The sequence below is a fragment of the Pseudomonas fluorescens genome (genome assembly GCF_902497745.1).
Classification (GTDB): Bacteria; Pseudomonadota; Gammaproteobacteria; order Pseudomonadales; family Pseudomonadaceae; genus Aquipseudomonas; species Aquipseudomonas fluorescens_BM.
Genome location: NZ_CABVHJ010000032.1, coordinates 18,392 through 37,669, shown reverse-complemented (window position 1 = coordinate 37,669; position 19,278 = coordinate 18,392). Strand labels below are relative to the sequence as shown.

Annotated in this window: 21 protein-coding genes and 1 tRNA gene; 11 read left to right on the top strand and 11 right to left on the bottom strand. The window is 57.6% G+C overall.

The annotated features are described in order from the left end of the window. Nucleotides 1-8 precede the first annotated feature (8 nt). Nucleotides 9-1,171, bottom strand: a protein-coding gene (locus F8N44_RS30015) for an IS3 family transposase (RefSeq protein ID WP_109627876.1) whose coding sequence is annotated in 2 segments (ribosomal slippage) — nt 9-916 and nt 916-1,171 — 1,164 coding nt in all. Because the reading frame shifts where the segments join, the coding sequence is not laid out codon by codon here. A gap of 420 nt (nt 1,172-1,591) precedes the next feature. Here F8N44_RS30015 and F8N44_RS30010 point away from each other — a divergent pair. After that, on the top strand, nt 1,592-2,884 hold the full coding sequence (locus F8N44_RS30010) for an MFS transporter (protein WP_150652900.1): 1,293 nt from the start codon (nt 1,592-1,594) through the stop codon (nt 2,882-2,884). A gap of 276 nt (nt 2,885-3,160) precedes the next feature. Here the strand turns inward: F8N44_RS30010 and F8N44_RS30005 are convergent, their stop codons facing one another. Then, complete coding sequence (locus F8N44_RS30005; RefSeq protein ID WP_150652899.1) at nt 3,161-3,763, bottom strand: terminase small subunit; 603 nt, start codon at nt 3,761-3,763, stop codon at nt 3,161-3,163. A gap of 330 nt (nt 3,764-4,093) precedes the next feature. Then, complete coding sequence (locus F8N44_RS30000; protein WP_150652898.1) at nt 4,094-4,426, bottom strand: phage holin family protein; 333 nt, start codon at nt 4,424-4,426, stop codon at nt 4,094-4,096. Between the two features lie 140 nt (nt 4,427-4,566). On the opposite strand from F8N44_RS30000, the gene F8N44_RS29995 reads away from it, so the two are divergent. Beyond that, the gene (locus tag F8N44_RS29995) at nt 4,567-5,664 is read left to right on the top strand and encodes a tyrosine-type recombinase/integrase (protein ID WP_224794835.1); all 1,098 of its coding nucleotides are present in this window, start codon (nt 4,567-4,569) and stop codon (nt 5,662-5,664) included. Between the two features lie 172 nt (nt 5,665-5,836). Further along, complete coding sequence (locus F8N44_RS31500; protein WP_191630981.1) at nt 5,837-5,998, top strand: hypothetical protein; 162 nt, start codon at nt 5,837-5,839, stop codon at nt 5,996-5,998. A gap of 130 nt (nt 5,999-6,128) precedes the next feature. Here F8N44_RS31500 and F8N44_RS29990 read toward each other — a convergent pair whose 3' ends face one another. Further along, nucleotides 6,129-6,509 carry a hypothetical protein gene (locus F8N44_RS29990; protein ID WP_150652897.1) on the bottom strand — a complete coding sequence of 127 codons (381 nt, stop codon included), beginning with the start codon at nt 6,507-6,509 and terminating at the stop codon, nt 6,129-6,131. Between the two features lie 142 nt (nt 6,510-6,651). Between F8N44_RS29990 and F8N44_RS29985 the strand changes: the two genes are divergently transcribed. Continuing rightward, nucleotides 6,652-7,863, top strand: coding sequence for an MFS transporter (locus tag F8N44_RS29985; RefSeq protein WP_150652896.1), 1,212 nt, complete (start codon nt 6,652-6,654; stop codon nt 7,861-7,863). After that, a complete protein-coding gene (locus F8N44_RS29980; protein WP_150652895.1) occupies nt 7,838-8,047 on the top strand; it encodes a hypothetical protein in 210 nt (69 codons plus the stop codon). Before F8N44_RS29985 ends, F8N44_RS29980 begins: the two co-directional genes overlap by 26 nt. A gap of 9 nt (nt 8,048-8,056) precedes the next feature. Here F8N44_RS29980 and F8N44_RS29975 read toward each other — a convergent pair whose 3' ends face one another. Next, nucleotides 8,057-8,470: a cupin domain-containing protein gene (locus F8N44_RS29975; protein WP_150652894.1), complete on the bottom strand. Its 414-nt coding sequence runs from the start codon at nt 8,468-8,470 to the stop codon at nt 8,057-8,059. Nucleotides 8,471-8,593: 123 nt separating this feature from the next. Further along, on the bottom strand, nt 8,594-9,493 hold the full coding sequence (locus tag F8N44_RS29970) for a transcriptional regulator GcvA (RefSeq protein WP_191630982.1): 900 nt from the start codon (nt 9,491-9,493) through the stop codon (nt 8,594-8,596). A gap of 110 nt (nt 9,494-9,603) precedes the next feature. On the opposite strand from F8N44_RS29970, the gene gstA reads away from it, so the two are divergent. The 3 genes from gstA (at nt 9,604) to F8N44_RS29955 (ending at nt 12,874) form a co-directional block, all read left to right on the top strand. Beyond that, nucleotides 9,604-10,215, top strand: a complete 612-nt coding sequence (gstA, locus tag F8N44_RS29965; protein ID WP_150652892.1) for a glutathione transferase GstA — start codon at nt 9,604-9,606, stop codon at nt 10,213-10,215. A gap of 85 nt (nt 10,216-10,300) precedes the next feature. Further along, nucleotides 10,301-10,681, top strand: a complete 381-nt coding sequence (locus tag F8N44_RS29960; RefSeq protein WP_150652891.1) for a RidA family protein — start codon at nt 10,301-10,303, stop codon at nt 10,679-10,681. 204 nt (nt 10,682-10,885) lie between these two features. Further along, the gene (locus F8N44_RS29955; RefSeq protein ID WP_150652890.1) at nt 10,886-12,874 is read left to right on the top strand and encodes a peptidase U32 family protein; all 1,989 of its coding nucleotides are present in this window, start codon (nt 10,886-10,888) and stop codon (nt 12,872-12,874) included. Between the two features lie 113 nt (nt 12,875-12,987). Here F8N44_RS29955 and F8N44_RS29950 read toward each other — a convergent pair. Then, a tRNA-Gln gene (locus F8N44_RS29950) sits at nt 12,988-13,062 on the bottom strand. 319 nt (nt 13,063-13,381) lie between these two features. On the opposite strand from F8N44_RS29950, the gene F8N44_RS29945 reads away from it, so the two are divergent. Further along, a complete protein-coding gene (locus F8N44_RS29945; protein ID WP_150652889.1) occupies nt 13,382-14,410 on the top strand; it encodes an alpha/beta fold hydrolase in 1,029 nt (342 codons plus the stop codon). 55 nt (nt 14,411-14,465) lie between these two features. Here the strand turns inward: F8N44_RS29945 and F8N44_RS29940 are convergent, their stop codons facing one another. The 4 genes from F8N44_RS29940 to F8N44_RS29925 form a co-directional block, all read right to left on the bottom strand. Further along, complete coding sequence (locus F8N44_RS29940) at nt 14,466-14,822, bottom strand: DUF6124 family protein (RefSeq protein WP_150652888.1); 357 nt, start codon at nt 14,820-14,822, stop codon at nt 14,466-14,468. 120 nt (nt 14,823-14,942) lie between these two features. After that, nucleotides 14,943-15,308, bottom strand: a complete 366-nt coding sequence (locus F8N44_RS29935) for a DUF6124 family protein (protein ID WP_150652901.1) — start codon at nt 15,306-15,308, stop codon at nt 14,943-14,945. Between the two features lie 607 nt (nt 15,309-15,915). After that, a complete protein-coding gene (locus F8N44_RS29930) occupies nt 15,916-16,941 on the bottom strand; it encodes a GlxA family transcriptional regulator (RefSeq protein WP_150652887.1) in 1,026 nt (341 codons plus the stop codon). 46 nt (nt 16,942-16,987) lie between these two features. After that, the gene (locus F8N44_RS29925; protein ID WP_150652886.1) at nt 16,988-17,932 is read right to left on the bottom strand and encodes a LysR family transcriptional regulator; all 945 of its coding nucleotides are present in this window, start codon (nt 17,930-17,932) and stop codon (nt 16,988-16,990) included. 114 nt (nt 17,933-18,046) lie between these two features. Between F8N44_RS29925 and F8N44_RS29920 the strand changes: the two genes are divergently transcribed. Together F8N44_RS29920 and F8N44_RS29915 are read left to right on the top strand one after the other, a co-directional pair. Beyond that, nucleotides 18,047-18,439, top strand: a complete 393-nt coding sequence (locus F8N44_RS29920) for a RidA family protein (RefSeq protein ID WP_150652885.1) — start codon at nt 18,047-18,049, stop codon at nt 18,437-18,439. Nucleotides 18,440-18,528: 89 nt separating this feature from the next. Further along, nucleotides 18,529-19,248 carry an SDR family NAD(P)-dependent oxidoreductase gene (locus F8N44_RS29915; protein ID WP_150652884.1) on the top strand — a complete coding sequence of 240 codons (720 nt, stop codon included), beginning with the start codon at nt 18,529-18,531 and terminating at the stop codon, nt 19,246-19,248. Nucleotides 19,249-19,278 lie beyond the last annotated feature (30 nt).

Genomic DNA, 19,278 nt, shown 5'->3' with positions numbered 1-19,278 from the left:
TGTGGTGGTCAACTAATCCCGGACACGACGTTAAGTTTTTCCTCGGCCCGCGCTGGCGCCAACCCATCGTTGAATTGGTGAGGCCGAATCCAGTTGTAGCGATGCATCAAAAAATGGCTGATATCGCGCTGTGCTTCCTGCGCAGTTCGATAGCCCACGGTCGGTATCCATTCTGTTTTCAAGCTGCGAAATACGCGCTCCATCGGTGCGTTATCCCAGCAGTTTCCTCGTCGACTCATGCTCTGGCGCATGCGGTATCGCCACAACCGCTGGCGAAAGAGTCGGCTTGCATATTGCGATCCCTGGTCCGAGTGGAATAGCAGATCCGAAGGCCTGCCACGCTGCTCGTAAGCCATATCCAGCGCTTTGATCACCAGCTCAGCGTCTGGCTTTTCCGACAGCGCCCAGCCCACGATCCGACGCGTACAAAGATCCAGGACGACAGCCAGGTAATGCCACTTTCCTTGCGCCCAAATGTAGGTGATATCGCCGCACCAGACTTGATTGGGCGCTGGCACGTCGAACTCGCGGTTCAATGTGTTCGGGATATCCAGTCTTTCTACTGTTGCTCGTTTGTAGGCATGGGAGCCGGGTTGTTTGCTGACTAAATCAAGCTCGCGCATCAAGCTACGCACTTTGAATCGACCGAGTTGCTCACCGTCTTCACGCATCAGCGACAGGATGCTGCGACTGCCCGCAGAGCTGCGACTTTGCGAGAACAGCTCACTGACGCGACTACGCAATCGAAGCCGTTCAACATCGGGCGTGCGGCGCCGCAGGCGCTGGGCGTAGTAACACGAGCGAGTGACGTCAAACACCTTGCACAGCCAATCAACCGGCTCATGTGCCCTCAACTGGTCAATCAGCGCGAACGCTCGTGATCTTCCGACATCAAGAGCGCGGTAGCCTTTTTTAGTATTGATTTCTCTCGCTCAAGCCGAGCAATCCGGGCTTCCAGCTCCTGAATTTTTTGCTGTTCCGGAGTCAGTGCCTTGCTCTGCGGGGTGACGCCTTTATGTTCTTTCTGAATCTGGTCAACCCAGCGGCGCAATGCCGATTCACCAATGCCGAGTGAACGGCTGGCTTCGATGTAGCTGTAGTTTTGTTTGAGCACAAGGTCGGCAGCCTCGCGCTTGAATTCAGGAGTAAAGGAGCGGCGTTGTTTAGTCATCTGACACCTCGATCTGGCGAGCATTCTCGCCTAAATGGGTGTCCGGTTTCATTAGACCACTACAGGCTCGGAAATGTTCGTGGATGGCGGCTTCACCCAGATCTAGAGTGCTATCGGCCAATCCCCGTTATACGCTTGGCAAATACCTAATTTAGAACAGTAGAAGGCTTGGAAGCGCCGTTTCAACAGCGGCTGCTTCCACCAAGTTGCCTTCAGGCTCCTAGGTTTTCAGCGACCTTTCAGATTCTGTCCCACCTCTCGCACTAGTTACTGGAGTATCAGGGACGGATCGCTCGCCCTTATAAGAAAGAATTTCGGCAATAAAGTCCCGCTCGGGCCATTAACGGGATTGCTTTCAATCAAACCAAGCCACCTGGCAGTTCTTTTTCTAATCTCCAAGTGAAAATTTAAGGGGTACCTATGCTTTCAGAATGGCTCTCCAACCTCCTCGCGCGACGAGGTTCCCACTATGCCTGGGCCATGATCGCCGTAACATTTATGGCTGCCCTGGTAAGTGCAGCAGCGGTAGGTGCGCCCGGCATTTTCATCGTACCCATGCAGATGGAATTTGGCTGGAACACTACGGACATCTCATCAGCACTTTCGATTCGATTTGTCTTGTTTGGACTGACGGCTCCGTTCGCTGCTGCATTAATGAGCAAATATGGGCCGCGCAATGTCACGGTTGTAGCTATCACCTTGATAATGACCTGCCTTCTTGTGTCGCTCAATATGACGCAGGTCTGGCAGTTAATTGCATTATGGGGAGTGGGTGTTGGTGTAGGCGCAGGCATGACCGCCTTGGTACTAGGGGCTGTCGTGTCATCGCGTTGGTTCGACCAGCGCCGAGGTCTTGTGATCGGTGTGTTGACCGCGAGTAACGCCACAGGTCAACTTGTATTCATGCCGCTGCTCGCAAGCGTTACCGAACATTATGGCTGGCGTTGGGCGCTCGTTTTGCTCTCTACGCTGCTTGCGCTGGCGGCGTTCGCAGTGCTCATGTTCATGCGCGACCGTCCGAGCGATCTAGGACTGCGACCATACGGCAACACGAACACAGGTCCAATCGTCGAGCCCGTCGCAAGTGGCGAGTCAGTGTTTATGGCGACTTTGCATACACTGCGTGATGCATCCAGAACACGTGTCTTCTGGGTTCTATTCGCCACCTTTTTTATCTGTGGCGCGAGTACCGCTGGCTTGGTCCAAGTGCACCTGATTCCGCTGTGCGGTGACTTCGGTATTAACCAGATCCAAGCTTCGGGGCTGCTAGCAGCCATGGGTGTTTTTGATCTGATTGGCACTGTTCTCTCAGGCTGGCTTTCAGACCGTTACGACAGCCGGCACCTGCTGTTTTGGTACTATGGATTGCGCGGCCTATCGCTGATCGCGCTACCGTATTCAGACTTTACGATCTTCGGTTTGTCGGTCTTCGCAATATTCTACGGACTCGACTGGATTGCCACCGTGCCACCCACAGTTCGCCTCGCCGTCAACAAGTTCGGGCCAGAGCGTGCTGGCTTGGTGTTCGGATGGGTATTCGCCGGCCATCAGATTGGTGCTGCGGTAGCCGCTTACGGAGCTGGGTGGTCCCGAGTAAATCTGCTTAGCTACCTGCCAGCGTTTTTCACGGCAGGTGTACTGTGCTTGTTTGCTGCAGCTATCATCATGACCATTAGACAGAAGAAACCTGTGTCTGAATTCGCTACCACTTGAGATTTGCTAGAGACGGGTGCCCGCTCAGCGAATGCGATTTTCGTTGAGCTGGCCAACCATCGGGCAGTGCGATTCAACTGCATTCTGCGAGCCGAAGTCATTTTGTTGCATGACGCGATTCCCGCGCCATCGGATTTCAGATCCAACTGCCGATCTTAATACAGCTTTCGAAAAGTGAATAAGTCTCGATGAAGAATGAGACGCCAGAACGTCCACTTCTTGCCGAAAGCGAGCGGTGCTAAACGATCATTCCGGACGAATAAGATCGGCACATCATCAGCAATCGTCCAATGCTAATCCAAAGTCGTCGCTGGACACCTGAGCCGCCTCGTTGAGCCGCTGGCGCAGCGCGGCGGTTAGCTGCCGCTCTACTTCCCATGGATCAGATAGGGCAGCTAACAGCGGTGCCAATTGGGGCGACAGGCTCATCAACGAATGATTGAGCGAACGCGCCGTTTCAAAAGCGGCTTTCTGCACAAAGCTCATTTCCACCAGTTCCCCCTGCGCCTTGCGAAACTCCATCTCCGCCATCCGCGCCAGGTAATGCTCGCGATGCGCTCGTGCTTTCTGAAAGTCTGGGGTCTGCCCTTGCGCAGGATCAGCGGGCGGCGGCGCAGCCATGTTAGTCGGTTCGGATTGTGCAGCGACGTGGCTGTACACATCACGCTGAAGCCGCTCCTGTTGGTGGCGAGCTGCGACGGCAGCCTTGCTCGGATCAGCGGTATCGCGGATCAATGCTTCGGTGGCCAGAACGTCGACCTGCTTGCCATTTGGAGACAGGACCAGTCGGCCGTTTTCCTTGAGCCAGGTGATGTAGCTCGGTGATCGGCCGATGTGCGCAGCGAAGGCGCTCTTTGACAGGTATGTAGCTGTGCTCATAAGCCCTCCTTTTCAGCTGCTTTTCAATGAATCTTTTCAAGATTTCAGTGGATTGAAATTTCAGTAAGCTGGTGGGCCTCCCACTAACAAGATCCCGCGGGTTTCCGACCCCGTGTCCTTTGGAAGTCCCCAGGGTCCCCGGCGGTTTTCTGCCCGGTCCGGTCAATCGACTCGGCATCCGAGTGCCATGCCCTGCCCCCATCCCTTTGGAAAGACGGACATTCCTGCAAAGGCTTCAGCTAGAGAGAATCCGCGAGTTCGATAACCCGTGTAGGGGGCGGCCCTCGGGGAGGACCCGTAAAAATCGGCGCCCTACCCGGCCTGCCCGGCTCATGCCTTCGGCTCGGCCTCGCTCAGGTCCAGCCGCTTGGCGACCCAGCGTTCGTACAAGCCGATGGCGACGTCCGCTCCGGCCATCGCGGTCAGGCAACCCAGGGCGCCCGCTGTCCAGATCGACAGGCCTGCGCCGAACAGCAACATCATCGCCGACACGCCGCAGACGATGCAGGCACCGGACCGAAGTGCGAGACGCCGCAGTAACGTCCAGCCTCTTGCCCCATCCTTGTCAGCGCGCCACATCTCGCCGGATACACCGCCAACCAATGACAGGGCAATCACCATCCAGATCGGCATCTCTGCCAGTGCCTGTTGCTCGTTCGTCATTGGAAATACGTACTTACAGGTGCAAGACGACCCGTTGTTGGTCGCGTGTACGCCCGAATGAAACTGTCCGGTGTGAAGCCTTCATCTGACAATATTGCGGCTGAAGCCTGGTCGCTAGATCTTTCACGCGTGGGGTGAAAATGCGACCAAGAAAGGCTGCAAATCGGGATCTGCCACCTCGAATGATCAGGCGGGTTAGGTCAATGAAAAACGGCTCAGAGTGGGTCGGGTACTACTACGATGGGAGAGATGATCAGGGGAAGAGGAAGGAAATTCCGTTGGGTGGCGACTTGGATGTCGCCAAGGCGGAATGGGCGAAACTCGATTGCAAGCCAATTCCGCAAAAGAACACCCTTCTGGGAAAAGTTTTCGACCGATACGAAGCCGAGATCATTCCGGCGAAAAAGCCTAGAACCCAAAAGGACAACTTGCTTTCACTGACACAACTCAGGAAAGCATTCAGTGAAGCGCCGATCAATGCGGTGACACCACAGGTGATAGCCCAGTACCGCGACAAACGGACCGGGAAGGTTCGGGCAAATCGCGAGATCTCACTGCTCTCGCACATCTATAACATTGCCAGGGAATGGGGTATCACTGACAAGGAAAACCCAGCCTCCGGTGTGCGCAAGAACAAAGAGACGCCACGTGACTTTTACGCTGATGCCACGATCTGGAATGCCGTCTACGGTGTTGCCGTGCCAGAACTCAAAGACGCCATGGACCTGGCCTATCTTACGGGCCAACGCCCTGCTGATGTCCTATCCATGCGCGCTACGGATGTCACCGACAGCTTTCTGCAGGTTGCCCAGAGCAAGACCTCGAAAAAGCTCCGCATCCGGCTCGATGCCGGCGAGATCATTAACGGTTTGGGTGAGCTGATAGAAAAGCTGCTCGCACAGCGTAAGGCGCGCGCAGTGCGAAACCCGTACTTGATCATTACGGAGGATGGTCGCCGCGTGACCGCGCCAATGCTTCGCCTACGGTTCGACGATGCACGCAATGTTGCTATCGCGAAAGCTCTAGAGGACGAAGATGCGCAACTCGCTTCAAGCATCCGACAGTTCCAGTTCAGGGATACCTACCGCGGCGCCTCGACCTATAACGTCGTTCAGATCGACAACGGGAATCTGCTGGGCACTATCAGCCGGTCAATCTTCAACTTCGAAAGTGATGAGGTGAAGGTGTGCAACGGCCCATCAGCCCTCAATTCCTGTGGAGACGCTGTGCCCCTGTAGGTACAAAAACAGCTCACTGGCTTTGCGCTGCGAACTCGTACGCTTTGAAAATCTTCTCTGCGGCGCCGTATCACAATTAAAGAGCCAGAGAATGAACATACGTTCATCGAAAACATGGCTCGATGCGTCTAGGCTGCGGGTTCCGACATAGTGACTACAGGAGTAACCCACCATGTTCTCGCACGAAAGCGTCCCGCTCATCATCATCTTTGTCATCATGCTCATAGGCGTGCTTACGGCCTTTTTGCACCCGGTGCATGCGCTCTTTAGCTGGCTTCGGAGGCGCAGGGAAAGATCGACCGTCAAGATCGCAGAAGACATGAACTCGCGCTGAATTCTTCCATTAAGGGCCCGGATGCGTCTGGGCTTTTCCCGCCTGAGACGAAGAAAAAAACACAGCAGAACAGACCGTTATTGCTTTGAGCATTCTGTTCTTCCTTGGTGTAATTCTTGAAAGTGTCCTGTCACTCCGCCGAACGCCGCATCTCCTCCCGTGTAGGCATGGTCCAATCCGAGGCGCGCCTTTCATAAATAGAATGGGGTTTCTGCTCTTCGTAGCTGAACATCAATAAGTACAGCCCCAGCGCCACTGCAGCCAATAGTGCCCTGCCGATCGGGTTGGCATCCCTCGACAGTCCACCGGGACCGATTGCTACCCAGCCCCCGCGAAGGTAAGCAAACACGGCTTGGGTAAACCACGCTTGCGCCCCTACGCATGTCCAAAACTGACTCCACCCGCCTGTAAAGCGCGCGAACGCGTTTACCAGGGACGCGATCACCATGACAGCCAGGATCAAATAACGAAAACGTTTGAGAGCGCTCAGAATGCGGCTGTCCTGCTCCATATCTGCCCTGTTTTCACTTCAAGAAAAAAGATCCGATTATATCGTCGAGATTGCAAATATCGGCCAGCTGACGGCAAACAGCTCGTTAAAATTGCCGTCACTCAGGCCGCGCGGCCTGACCGTCAATAACAAGGAGTTCACTTTGCGCAAGGATTACCTGGCATTTTTCACCTCGCTGTTCCTCTCGCGACTGGCGGATCAGATTCTATTGTTCATCGTGCCGTTGGTGGTGTTCCAGACCACCAACAGTGCGTCTTGGGCGGGTTTGGCGTTTTTCGTCGAATCGCTGCCGCGGTTTCTCGCGTTTCCGCTATGCGGAGCTCTGTGCGACAAGTTTTCGCCCATCAGGATTCTGCACATCAGCCAGGTTTATCGGGCATTGCTCTGCCTGATCGCGGTGGCAATGTTTGCCCTCTTCGGCGGTATCGCCTGGGTCGTCGTGCTGTCAGCGCTGTGTGGCGTGCTGACCACCCAGGGCATCATGGCCCGAGAGGTGCTGATGCCGCATATCTTCCAGCACTACAGCTACACCAAAACCTTGTCCTATTCGCAGATCGCCGATCAGACCGGACTGGTGCTTGGACCGCTGGTGGCAGCGTTACTGCTGGAAGTCTGGGCCTGGCACTGGGTGGTGCTGTGGGTTGCCGGTCTGTTCCTGTTGGCGGACCTGAGCATGCTGGTCTGGCAACGCCTCAGCCGCATCACGCTGGAAGTGTTCGAGCAGCATCAGGACATCTGGCTGCAACCGCTGCGTATCGCTTTTGGTCACATCCGCGAGCTGGCGGAACTGAAGAAAATCATCCTGCTGGCGGTTGGGGTCAACCTGATCGTCGGCGTCACTCTCGCTACTTCGGCAGCGATGGTGGTCGGCGAGTTCAGTGCCGGCAAGGATGCCTATGCCGGGCTACAGGCAGCGGGCGCGGTGACCACCATCATCATTCTGTTCTTCCTCGCACGGGTTGAACTGCCGCAACGGATACTCGGCGGGCTCGCTTATTCAATGATTGCCGCAGGTGCCCTGGCCAGTGCATTGAGTCCGAATATGGCGGGCTATGTGCTGGGGTTCCTGCTGATCGTGGGCTTCGACAAGATGTTCAACATCTATATGCGCACCATCCGTCAACGGGTGATTCCGGCCAAGGATTTCGGCAAGACCGTGGGCGTGATTACCTTGCTCAACAACCTGTCGCAACCCTTGGCCGGTTTGCTGGTGGCTTTGTTGGCCTCAAGCGCAGGCACACAAGGAGTGATCCTGATTCTGGCCGTGCTGACTATGCTGCTGGGTGCCGTAGCGGTATGGTGGTTTGCCGTCAGCAGAGGAACCCTGAATGCCGAAGAATCCACCGGCCCCTGAAAACAAAGCTACCGCCGCCGACATCGAGCGCTCGATCCAGGCTTTAAACAAAATGGCCGAGCGCCTCTGGGGCGAAGGTCGAGAGGCCGAGGCCAAAGCTCTTCTCGATGCCCTCGATGCGTTGAACCGGGCGCTCGATCGAATCAGGATTGGAGAAAGTCGCCGAGCGGCGACTCTCCATTGAGCCAAGGGCCTAAGGCTTGAGGATCAGCAACGGCTCCCCCTTCTTGACGATGTAAGTCGCCAACTCGGAGCCCTTGTCCGCACCCACATTCTTGGCAACATGCGCCACACCCTCCGGAATGAACAACGAATCCCCCGCTTTCAGCGTCACCGGCGCCCTGCCCTCCAGTTGATACTCGAACGTGCCGCTGATCACATACGCGACTTCAACACCGGGATGCGCGTGCCTTGGCGAGGTCACGCCCGGTTCGAAATCGACGCGTGCCTGAATCACTTCGCGCTCGGCGGCCCCGAGATCCTGGCGAACCAGATCGGTGCGGCTCAAGCCTTGTTGCCAGCTCTTGGCCGGCGCCTCAGCCGCGTGGGTGATGCCGATCATTGAAGCGAGTAGCGCGGCGCTGGCCAGTAACAATGGACGATGCATGGTGTTGCCCTCTCGAACGTAGTGGTGTGGTGGCCTCTACTGTGAGCGGCACATGTACGGGGGATGTGTCGTAGATCCTGAGTTTATTGTTCACGTGTGTCTGCGCAGCAGCTTGATACACGCTTATACAAAGGTCTCTCTGGCTAGCGGTTGCGCCAACAGCCATGCCCTGAAGGCGACGATTTTCTTCGCCTGTGCCGTTTCACGGGGCGTCACCAGATAAAAACCCAATTGATCTTTCAAGCGCAGATCGAAGGGTACGACCAGACGCCCGGCCCGCAGATCGTCTTCGACATAGGTCGAACGGCCAATGCATACGCCTTGCCCGTCAACCGCCGCCTGCACCGCCATCATCGCCAGATCGAAGGTCAACCGTGGTCCCTCGGCCAACTGCAGCGGTTGGCCCGCAGCGCTTAGCCAGGTGCTCCAGTCATTGGCCGTCACACCGCTGACCTGCAGCATTGTGTGCCTGGCCAGATCTGCAGGCGTGCTCAATGTCTTCGCCAGTGCGGGGCTGCACACCGGAAAGATTTCATCCGACATCAAAAAATCGGCCCGCAAGCCCTTCCAGTCACCACGCCCGTAACGGATCGCCACATCGATAGCGCCCTTGCGAAAGTCGACCAGTTCGGTGGACGCACTGATGCGCACATCGATGGCGGGAAATGCCTGTTGAAATGATGGCAGGCGCGGCAACAGCCACTTCGATGCCACGGACACCAGGGTGCTGACAGTCAGTACGCTTTTGTGCCGACCTTCGAGTAACTGTTCAGTCGAATAGCGCAGCTCCTGAAACGCCGCACGAATACCCGGCAGATAGGCCTGCCCTTCTTCGCTGAGCGCCAACCCTTCGGCGAGCCGCAGAAACAGATGCGCCCCCAGCTCCGCTTCGAGTCGGCGAATCTGGTGGCTGACTGCCGTTTGCGTGACGTTGAGTTCTTCAGCAGCCTTGGTAAAGCTCATGTGCCGGGCAGCGGCTTCAAAGGCTCGCAATCCGTTGAGTGAAGGCAGTGAGACAGTCATGGAGTTGATGGTACTCATGAGATTTTGTCATACGCTAGCACCGTAAATGACCTTTGCGAAAGCTGCGCGGGTAAAGGATTGTGGCGTCTCTCAAATTGCCAGGAAGTGCCATGAAACTGTATTTCGCACCGATGACCTGCTCGCTTTCCCCGCATATTGTGCTGCGGGAGCTGGGTTTGCCTTTCGAACTGGTTCGCGTCAACAACCACAGCAAACGCACCGCCGACGGACGTGACTTTCGAGAGATCAACCCGAAGGGCTATGTCGCCGCGCTGTTACTGGATAACGGCGAAGTGCTGACAGAAGGCCCGGCGATTCTGCAATTTCTGGTCGATCAGGTGCCTGGCAATGCGCTGGCGCCAGCCTATGGCACCTGGGAGCGCGCGCGCCTGCAGGAACATTTGAATTTCATTAGTTCGGAAATTCATGGGGCCAGCGCACCGCTGTTCAATGCCGAGATTCCGGACTCGGTCAAAACGATCTTCAGGCACAAGCTGTTCAAGCGTCTTGACTACCTGAATCAGCAATTGTCGGCTCAGGACTACCTGACGGGCACATTCGGCATCGCCGATGCCTATCTGTTTACGGTGCTGACGTGGCTGCCGGTCTTCCACATCGACATCGCCGACTGGCCGGCCCTTGCCGCCTATAGTCGACGCATCGCCGCCCGCCCCAGTGTCCTTGCGGCCCTAGCCGCTGAAGCGGCGACGCTACCGGTCTGACAACCCTTCGCGCTGTGTTGCGGGCCATGGCGGCCCTGAATCTGTAAACTGCTGCGATCTTTACTCGCTCAAACAAGGGATCAGCATGGCCAACCAAGACATCATTTTCACTCCGGATCCGGACGCCGATTCGATTTCATCGGACGTCACCACGTTCAACGGCATCATGGTCTCCACGCAGATCCCGACCCGCGCCGACGGCAGCCTGGAACTGGGCGATATCACCCTGCAAAGCGAATGCACCCTGCAAGCACTGAAGGTTGCGCTGGAACGTGCCGGCAGCTCGATGGATCGGGTGATGCACTTGACCATTTACCTGACCGACATGGCTGATCGCGCGGCGTTCAACGAGGTGTACAAGCGCTACTTCGCCAAGCCTTGGCCGGTGCGTGCCGCAGTCGGCGTCGCCTCGCTGGCGGTTGAGGGCATGCGCGTGGAAGTCACCGCGATGGCGGCCAAGGCCTGACACACCACCCCAGCCCCTGTAGGAGCTGTCGAGTGAAACGAGGCTGCGATCTTTTGATCTGAGCTTCAAGATCAAAAGATCGCAGCGTGCCGCAGCTCCTACAGGTCCGGAGTGGAAGTTCACCATCGGGCAGCGCAGACGTGCCGGGCGCGCGTTTCACGGGTAGAATGCGCGCCTAACCGTGACAGCCTGACTAAAAAAACTATGTCCTTGCCCAAGCATCATCTGGAATTGCTCAGCCCTGCCCGCGATGTCGCCATCGCCCGCGAGGCGATCCTGCACGGCGCCGACGCCGTGTACATCGGCGGCCCGAGCTTCGGCGCGCGCCACAACGCCTGCAACGAAGTCGGCGAAATCGCCGAGCTGGTGGAGTTCGCCCGCAAGTATCACGCGCGCATCTTCACCACCATCAACACCATCCTGCACGACAACGAACTGGAGCCGGCGCGCAAGCTGATCCATCAGTTGTACGACGCCGGGGTCGACGCGCTGATCGTTCAGGATCTGGGCGTGATGGAGCTGGACATTCCGCCGATCGAGCTGCACGCCTCGACGCAAACCGACATTCGGACGCTGGAGCGGGCGAAGTTCCTCGATCAGGCCGGCTTCTCGCAACTGGTATTGGCCCGTGAGCTGAACCTGCAAGAAATCCGTGCGATCGCCGACGAAACCGACGCCGCCATCGAGTTCTTCATCCATGGTGCGTTGTGCGTGGCCTTCTCCGGCCAGTGCAACATTTCCCACGCACAGACCGGGCGGAGCGCCAACCGTGGCGATTGCTCGCAGGCCTGCCGCTTGCCGTACACCCTTAAAGATGAAAAGGGTGGCGTGATCGCCTACGAAAAACACCTGCTGTCGATGAAAGACAACAACCAGAGCGCCAACATCCGCGCCCTGGTTGAAGCCGGTGTGCGTTCGTTCAAGATCGAAGGTCGCTACAAGGACATGGGCTATGTGAAGAACATCACCGCCTATTACCGCCAGCGCCTCGACGACGTGCTCGAAGACCGTCCGGACCTGGCCCGCGCCTCCAGCGGCCGCACCGCGCACTTCTTCCTGCCCGACCCGGAAAAGACTTTCCACCGCGGCAGCACCGACTACTTCGTCACCGATCGCAAGATCGACATCGGCGCTTTCGACTCGCCGACCTTCACCGGTCTGCCGGTGGGCATCGTCGAGAAAGTCGCCAAGCGTGACATGCAAGTCGTCACGCACGAGCCGCTATCCAACGGCGATGGCCTGAACGTACTGGTGAAGCGCGAAGTGGTCGGTTTCCGCGCCAACATCGCTGAAGCCAAAGGCGAGTTCGAAGAAGACGGCGAGAAGCGCTACCGCTATCGCGTCGAGCCGAACGAAATGCCGGAAGGCCTGTTCAAGCTGCGCCCGAACCACCCGTTGAATCGCAACCTTGATCACAACTGGCAACAGGCGCTGCAGAAGACCTCTTCGGAGCGTCGCGTGGCCCTGAGCTGGGTCGCGCGCCTGCGTGAAGAACAGCTGGAAGTGACCGCCACCAGTGAAGAAGGCATCAGCGCCAGCGTCACCCTCGCCGGTCCGTTCGGCGTGGCCAACAAGCCGGAGCAAGCACTGGAACAGCTGCGCGATCTGCTCGGCCAGCTTGGTACCACGCAGTACCACGCCACCGACATCAAACTGGATGCGCCACAGGCGTTCTTCATTCCGAACTCGCAGCTCAAATCCCTGCGCCGTGAAGTGATCGAGAACCTGACCGCCGCCCGTGTCGCTGCGCATCCGCGTGGCGGCCGTAAAGCCGAAACCAGCCCGCCGCCGGTGTATCCGGATTCGCACCTGACCTTCCTCGCCAACGTCTACAACCAGAAGGCGCGCGACTTCTACCACCGTCACGGCGTCAAGCTGATCGACGCGGCGTACGAAGCACACGAAGAGCCGGGCGAAGTGCCGGTGATGATCACCAAGCACTGCCTGCGCTTCTCCTTCAACCTGTGCCCGAAACAAGCCAAAGGCGTGACCGGCGTGCGCACCAAAGTCGCGCCGATGCAGTTGATCCACGGCGATGAAGTGCTGACGCTGAAGTTCGATTGCAAGCCGTGCGAAATGCACATCATCGGCAAGATGAAAGGCCATATCCTCAACCTGCCGCAACCGGGCAGCGTGGTCGGCCACATCAGCCCCGAAGACCTGATGAAAACCATTCCGCGCGCACCGCACTGAGTGGACGGCGTGCGCGGTGCTTCGGCGCCGCGCACGCCTGCCCCGCTCCGCCTGGCCAAATCGCAGGCATAAAAAAACGCCAACTTCTTGCGAAGTTGGCGCTTTTTCGAATATGGCAGGGGCGGCTGGATTCGAACCAACGCATGGCAGGATCAAAACCTGCTGCCTTACCGCTTGGCGACGCCCCTACTGCTCTGTCCAGCTACTTCGTTAGGTTCGCTGTGAGAACGGGGCGCAATTTACCAAGGTTTTTTTGCTTTGGGAAGCGCGAAGTGAAATATTTTTTGTTTTAAAACAGCCACTTATTATTTTGGCCTGAATCAGGTCCAAGGTGAGTCGGTTCAGGCGCCGTGTATCACACTGTGTACGAACCCCATCGCGACACATCGACTTTCGATAACGCCGTTCTTCGACACAGGCCAGATACGTCCCAACGCTCAAATGCACTCAAGGTTTCAAGGGTTCATTCAGACCCCTTGGCCAAAGGCTCGCAAAGGAGACGTCACCATGAAGATGGCACTGCACACCCGCAAAACCGCGTTCGGTTTGTCGATTCTGGCTTTGTCGTTGTTCGGCGCTTTTGGCAGCGCTCAGGCGCAAACCGCAGAACCGGCCGCCGTCAGCTATTCCGCGCCCTCGCCTTTCGGCCCGCTCAAGCATGTGAAGGCCGGCGTGCTCGACGTCGCCTATGCCGAAACCGGTCCCGCCGATGGCCCGGTGGTGATTCTGCTGCACGGCTGGCCCTACGACATTCACAGCTACGACGAAGTCGCGCCCTTGCTGGCAGCCAAGGGCTATCGGGTGCTGATGCCGTATGCGCGGGGTTATGGCGATACGCAGTTCCTCTCCAAAGACACCCTGCGCAATGGCCAACCGGCGGCGCTGGCCAGCGACGTCATCGACTTCATGGATGCGCTTAAGATCAAGCAAGCGGTACTTGGCGGTTATGACTGGGGCGCGCGTTCGGCGGACATTGTCTCGGCGCTGTGGCCGGAACGGGTGAAGGCTTTGGTTTCGGTCAGTGGTTATCTGATTGGCAATCAGGCTGCCGGGCAGAACCCGCTGCCGCCCAAGGCAGAATTGCAGTGGTGGTATCAGTTCTACTTTGCCACCGACCGTGGCCGCGCGGGTTACGAGAAGAACACTCATGATTTCGCCAAGCTGATCTGGCAAACCGCTTCGCCGCAATGGAAGTTTGATGACGCCACGTTCGACCGCAGCGCCAAGGCCTTGGAGAACCCGGATCACGTCGATATCACCGTGTTCAACTACCGCTGGCGTCTGGGCCTGGTGCAGGGTGAAGCGAAGTACGCAGCGCTGGAGCAGAAACTCGCCACCGCGCCGTCGATCAGCGTGCCGACCATTACCCTTGAAGGCGATGCCAACGGTGCGCCACACCCGGCGCCGGAGGATTATGCCAAGCGCTTTACCGGCAAGTATCAGTTCCGTTTGATCAACGGCGGGATTGGCCACAACCTGCCGCAGGAAGATCCGCAGGCGTTTGCCAAAGCCGTGATCGACGCCGACCACCTGTAGAAACAAACAAGCAGTCAGCCGCAATGGCTGACTGCTTGATCAGTACCGTGAACGACTACTCGGTTGGCACAACCAGATCCAACGCCTTGTTCACCGCCAACTCCCCCAACATGACCACTTGCGCAATGCCCAACAGCGTATGGCGGTTTGCGCCCTCCAGCATCCCGGCAAAATTGCCGAGCATCACCGACGCGGACGCCAACGATCCGCAAGCGTTGGTGAGTAACGACTCGGTGTCTGCTTGCGGGTTGGCCATGAACAGAGCGTTGGGCGTATAGGGTTCGGCCATGACCGCGGCAGGCAGCAGGTAATGGTCAAGCGCTCGTTCTGCCGCTTCGTGCAGCTTTCTTGAATTGGGCGATGCGTACGGGGACACCAGGTCTGTGACCGGTGGTTCGGGTGGCTGAGACATCAGCTGAAACTCCAGACAAGAACCGTTTTGCGGTTCTTTGATAGAAGGCGTGAAGCGCCGCGATTGCGGACGCTTCCGTGCAAATGAGGGGGCACGCCCCCTCACCCATCTGCATCGCGACTAGTGCGGCAAGCGCTGGTTATCCAGAACTCGGCCTACCACCAGTTCACTGAGCATGATCACCTGTTGCAGGATCAGCATCTTTTTGCGTTGTGAAGGGTCAATCGAATCGGCGAGATCTCGGGCCATGTCACTGGCTGAGGACAAGGTTTCAGTGGCTTCGACGAGTAGTGTTTCGTTATCAACCGTGGGATCGATGAGGTAGATCTTGCCGGTTTTGCGGGTGGGGATTGAAGTCTTCAGCGCCGAGGGATTGAGGTAGAAGTTGATCGCGCGGTCGGTGGCCTCTTTGATGTTCTGAGGTTCGAGCGCAGCGTCGTAGGGGATTGGATCGGTTTCTGGCGGGTTTGGCGTAATTTTGAACATGAAGGACTCTTTGTCTTGAAAGAATTGAAGAGCCGTCACTTTCGCTACCAAACGAAGGGTGGCGGCCACACGTGGGTTGGTAGACCGGTCAAGACAGAGTAAACCCCGGCGCCCCCGAAAGGGCCCCACGCATGACCACCATATAAAACCGAGTCCCGAAAAAGAGACCGCAATAAGGTGATGCAATACGGGCTGTCAAGAAACGGGCTACCAAACCCGATCACTGTTTTGCAGTGACAGGGAAACGATACAGCCCGCCTCAAGGCGCGTAAGCCGGCGGATTCTGGCGTACGCGTAGGCAACGGCGCAAGGTGTTGTAGCCGCTATGGCGTAACAGTGCGTGTAAGTTAAACGTGTGTGGGTGATGGTGTTTAAAAGCCCCTCACCCTAACCCTCTCCCAGAGGTAGAGGGGACCGACCGTGGTGTTTGGAAGAGGTACGCCGACGTGGAATATCGCGTCGAACTCTGGTGAGGAAGCGGTTGGTGCCGCCTGCAAATTCCCTCACCCTAGCCCTCTCCCAGAGGTAGAGGGGACCGACCGGGGTGTTTGGGAGAGGTGCGCCGACGTGGGATTCCGAGGTGAATTCAGGTGGGTAACGGCTTGGGTTATTTGACCAGCCGTTTTTCTTTGGAAGGTCTGTAGCCGAAATATGAGCTGTAGCATTTGCTGAAATGGCTCGGCGAGACGAAGCCGCACGCTACTAGCACTTCCACCTGCGACAGTTCGGTGTGCTGCAACAACCGTCGCGCTTCAGTGATGCGCAGTTCCAGGTAATAGCGCTGCGGCGTGGTGCCCAATTGTTCCTTGAACAAGCGCTCCAACTGGCGACGGGATCGCCCGGCGTATACCGCCAGTTGCTCCAGCTCCAGCGGTTCCTCCAGATTGGCATCCATCAGTTTCACCACTTCACGCAGCGGCGCACTGACGCAGAGGTTTTCATCCGGTTTGATCCGCCGGTAGCGCGACTCCTCGAACGCCAGAATATCTTCGATGCCCTCGACCAAGGCTTTGCCGTGCAAGCCCTTGATCCAGTCCAGCGCCATATGGAAAGCACCGGACGGACTCGATGCGGTAAGCCGGTCGCGATCAATGACGTAGGGTTCACTGCTGACGTGGGTGGACTTGGCGATTTCGGTCAGCGCCGGGCGGTGCTCCGGGTGGATCGCGCAACGGTAGCCATCGAGCAGCCCGGCCCGGCCCAGAAACCACGAGCCATTCCATAACCCGGCGAGCGAGATGCCGCGCTCCGCTGCTGATCTGAGCAAGCCGATAAATTCATCACTCGCGCGCAATTCGGTGCGATACCCGCCACACACCACCAGCAGATCCAGTTGCTGAAGCGCAGCCAGATCCAGTCGTGCATCAGGACGAATAACCAGCCCCAGATCACTGATGACTTCGCCGTCGCCCAGGCCAAACGTGCGAGACGAAAACAGCCCCGGGCGCAGCAGATTAGTGGTGACAACCGTATCCAGTGACTGCGTAAACGCTGGCAGTGAAAAGTGCTCAAGCAGCAGAAAACCGGTGCGGGTCATGCGCGGGTCATCCGCGCCTTGCTCATTCAGATAGCGGAGGTTTTTCCCCTTCATGCCTCCGCTGAATTGGCGTCGTTCGATCAAGTTCGGGTCCATCGGTCATGTTGTTGTGCGCCGATAGTTGGCTCGAATGGCGTCAGAGTCAATCACCTGTCGTTGATCGCAACCCCAGCCGATCGATCACCGGGTCATGCTGCGCCATGACCTCGACAATCCAGTCGATGAACACTCGCAGTTTCAGGCTGACATGGCGGTTCGGTGGATACGCGACATAGAGCGGCATCGGGTCGAGCTGCCAGCCTTCGAACAGCGGCACCAGTTCGCCGCGTGCCTCGTGTTCGGCAGACATGTACTTGGGTAGCCACAGCACACCCATGCCCGCTAAACCGGCCGCGAGATAGGCATTACCATCATCGACTGCGAGGATATGCCGACCTTTGATCTGTAGGTTTTCACTGGCGTTATGCAGGGCATATGGCACTGGTTTGCCGGTACGCGCCCAGAGGAAACCGACCACGCGATGGTGGCTGTTTTCCAGCTCCCGTGGGTGTACGGGTGTGCCCGCACGCGCCAGATATTGTGGTGCAGCAAACACCCCCAACTGCAGATCGGCGACCTTGCGCGCCATCAACGACAAGTCCAACAGTTCGCCACCACGCACCACGCAATCGACGTTCTCATCAATGATGTCGACGATACGGTCGCTGACGCCCATGTCGATCTGGATATCCGGATAACGCACATGAAACTCAGGCAGGGCCGGTACCAGGATCAGCCGTGCCAGCGGACTCGGTACGTCCACGCGTAGCCGCCCCTTAGGCAACGCCGCCGCGCCGGGCAGGCTGGTTTCCGCATCGTCCATGTCGGCCAACAGCTTGATCACCCGTTCGTAATAAACGGCGCCATCGGCGGTGACGTTGACCTTGCGCGTGGTGCGGTTGAGCAACTTGACCCGCAGCCGCGCCTCCAGTTGTTGCACGAGTTGGGTCACGGTGGTCTTGCTCATGTGCAAGGTTTCGGCGGCCTTGGTGAAACTCCCGGCCTCGACCACTCGGGCGAACGCCTGCATTGCATCAAATCGGTCCACGAGTCAGCCTCTGATTGTTTGCGATTCACAAACAGTGAACGCCAAGCTTGCGCGTTTATCGTCCGTCTGCAAATACCTAAAGTGTCTCCATCAACTCACTGATGGAGACACCCCATGACCCAGCGCGATGTTGTTTTTCCGCCTGCCCGCCGCGCACTTTACGAGCGCCATCGTTACTCACCGGCAGTACGCTCCAACGGCTTTCTGTTTGTCTCGGGACAAGTCGGCAGCACCGAGGACGGCACGCCTGAGCCGGACCTGCAAACCCAGGTGCGCCAGGCGTTCAGCAACCTCAATGCGATCCTCCATGAGGCCGGTTGCACGTTCGACGACGTGGTCGACGTCACCGTGTTCATCGTTGATCCGCAGACGAAGTTCGAAACGATCTGGAATCTGGTCCTGACCGAATTTTGGGGTGAGGCGCCACACCCGACCGCCACCGCGATTGGTGTGACGTGGCTGTATGGCTTTGATTTCGAGATCAAGGTGATCGCGAAGCTGCCGTAAATATCCGGACACACCCATTCGTTTGCCATTTAGAAGGTCGTCTGTTTGCATGCTCTCCCACATCAACGTGCAGATCAGGGAGAGGATCGATGAATATTTTGGTGGTGGGTGCCAGCAAAGGCTTGGGCAAGGCTTTTATTGAAGGTTTGGGTAACGCGGGAGACACGCTGATTGGTGTGTCCCGCACGCGGCCCGAAGGTTTGATGTCCGAGACCGAGCGCCCTGTACGCTGGGTGGAAGCCGACCTGATGAACCCGGCCAAAGCCGCGCACGCCATCGAGCAGGCCGTCGTGGACGATGGGCTGGATACATTGATCTACAACCTTGGCATCTGGGAAGAATCGGCTTTCGATCCCGCCTATGACTTTCTCGACAGTCCGGATGACGAAGTGCAAGCCATCGTCAGTTGCAACATTACCTCAACCATTCTGCTGACCAAGCGCCTGCTCCCCCTTCTGCTGAAAAGTGCCCAGCCGAAAATCATCCTCACCGGCTCAACCTCCGGCCTGCCACAAAGCGGACGCCCGGAAGTCGCTTTCGGTGCCTCCAAATTCGCCCTGCGCGGGATCGCCGATACATTGCGCGAAGGCTACCGACATCAGCGCCTGGCGGTGACTTGTCTTAACCTGGGCTATCTGAACACCGAGGACCCTCTGAACACGCCACGAGATCTGGCATCGCAGCGTGGCGAGGGTCATTTGATTCCCGTACACGATGTCGTCCAGGTAGTGCGCATGATCCTGAGTCTGTCCTCGGCCAGCTACGTCAAAGAGCTCACGCTCCCGGCGATACTCGACGAACGTTTTTGACCACTCCAGCCCTGATGGCGCTGGCCTTTG

Bases quoted from the DNA above. Each gene is read 5' to 3' on its own strand.
- F8N44_RS29930 (WP_150652887.1), bottom strand. From the start codon at position 16,941: ATGGACCCGAACTTGATCGAACGACGCCAATTCAGCGGAGGCATGAAG.
- F8N44_RS29920 (WP_150652885.1), top strand. From the start codon at position 18,047: ATGACCCAGCGCGATGTTGTTTTTCCGCCTGCCCGCCGCGCACTTTAC.
- F8N44_RS30010 (WP_150652900.1), top strand. From the start codon at position 1,592: ATGCTTTCAGAATGGCTCTCCAACCTCCTCGCGCGACGAGGTTCCCAC.
- F8N44_RS29975 (WP_150652894.1), bottom strand. From the start codon at position 8,470: ATGCATCGTCCATTGTTACTGGCCAGCGCCGCGCTACTCGCTTCAATG.
- F8N44_RS29995 (WP_224794835.1), top strand. From the start codon at position 4,567: ATGCGACCAAGAAAGGCTGCAAATCGGGATCTGCCACCTCGAATGATC.
- F8N44_RS31500 (WP_191630981.1), top strand. From the start codon at position 5,837: ATGTTCTCGCACGAAAGCGTCCCGCTCATCATCATCTTTGTCATCATG.
- F8N44_RS29915 (WP_150652884.1), top strand. From the start codon at position 18,529: ATGAATATTTTGGTGGTGGGTGCCAGCAAAGGCTTGGGCAAGGCTTTT.
- F8N44_RS29960 (WP_150652891.1), top strand. From the start codon at position 10,301: ATGGCCAACCAAGACATCATTTTCACTCCGGATCCGGACGCCGATTCG.
- F8N44_RS29945 (WP_150652889.1), top strand. From the start codon at position 13,382: ATGAAGATGGCACTGCACACCCGCAAAACCGCGTTCGGTTTGTCGATT.
- F8N44_RS29955 (WP_150652890.1), top strand. From the start codon at position 10,886: ATGTCCTTGCCCAAGCATCATCTGGAATTGCTCAGCCCTGCCCGCGAT.
- F8N44_RS29940 (WP_150652888.1), bottom strand. From the start codon at position 14,822: ATGTCTCAGCCACCCGAACCACCGGTCACAGACCTGGTGTCCCCGTAC.
- F8N44_RS29980 (WP_150652895.1), top strand. From the start codon at position 7,838: ATGCCGAAGAATCCACCGGCCCCTGAAAACAAAGCTACCGCCGCCGAC.
- F8N44_RS29970 (WP_191630982.1), bottom strand. From the start codon at position 9,493: ATGACTGTCTCACTGCCTTCACTCAACGGATTGCGAGCCTTTGAAGCC.
- gstA (WP_150652892.1), top strand. From the start codon at position 9,604: ATGAAACTGTATTTCGCACCGATGACCTGCTCGCTTTCCCCGCATATT.
- F8N44_RS29990 (WP_150652897.1), bottom strand. From the start codon at position 6,509: ATGGAGCAGGACAGCCGCATTCTGAGCGCTCTCAAACGTTTTCGTTAT.
- F8N44_RS30000 (WP_150652898.1), bottom strand. From the start codon at position 4,426: ATGACGAACGAGCAACAGGCACTGGCAGAGATGCCGATCTGGATGGTG.
- F8N44_RS30005 (WP_150652899.1), bottom strand. From the start codon at position 3,763: ATGAGCACAGCTACATACCTGTCAAAGAGCGCCTTCGCTGCGCACATC.
- F8N44_RS29935 (WP_150652901.1), bottom strand. From the start codon at position 15,308: ATGTTCAAAATTACGCCAAACCCGCCAGAAACCGATCCAATCCCCTAC.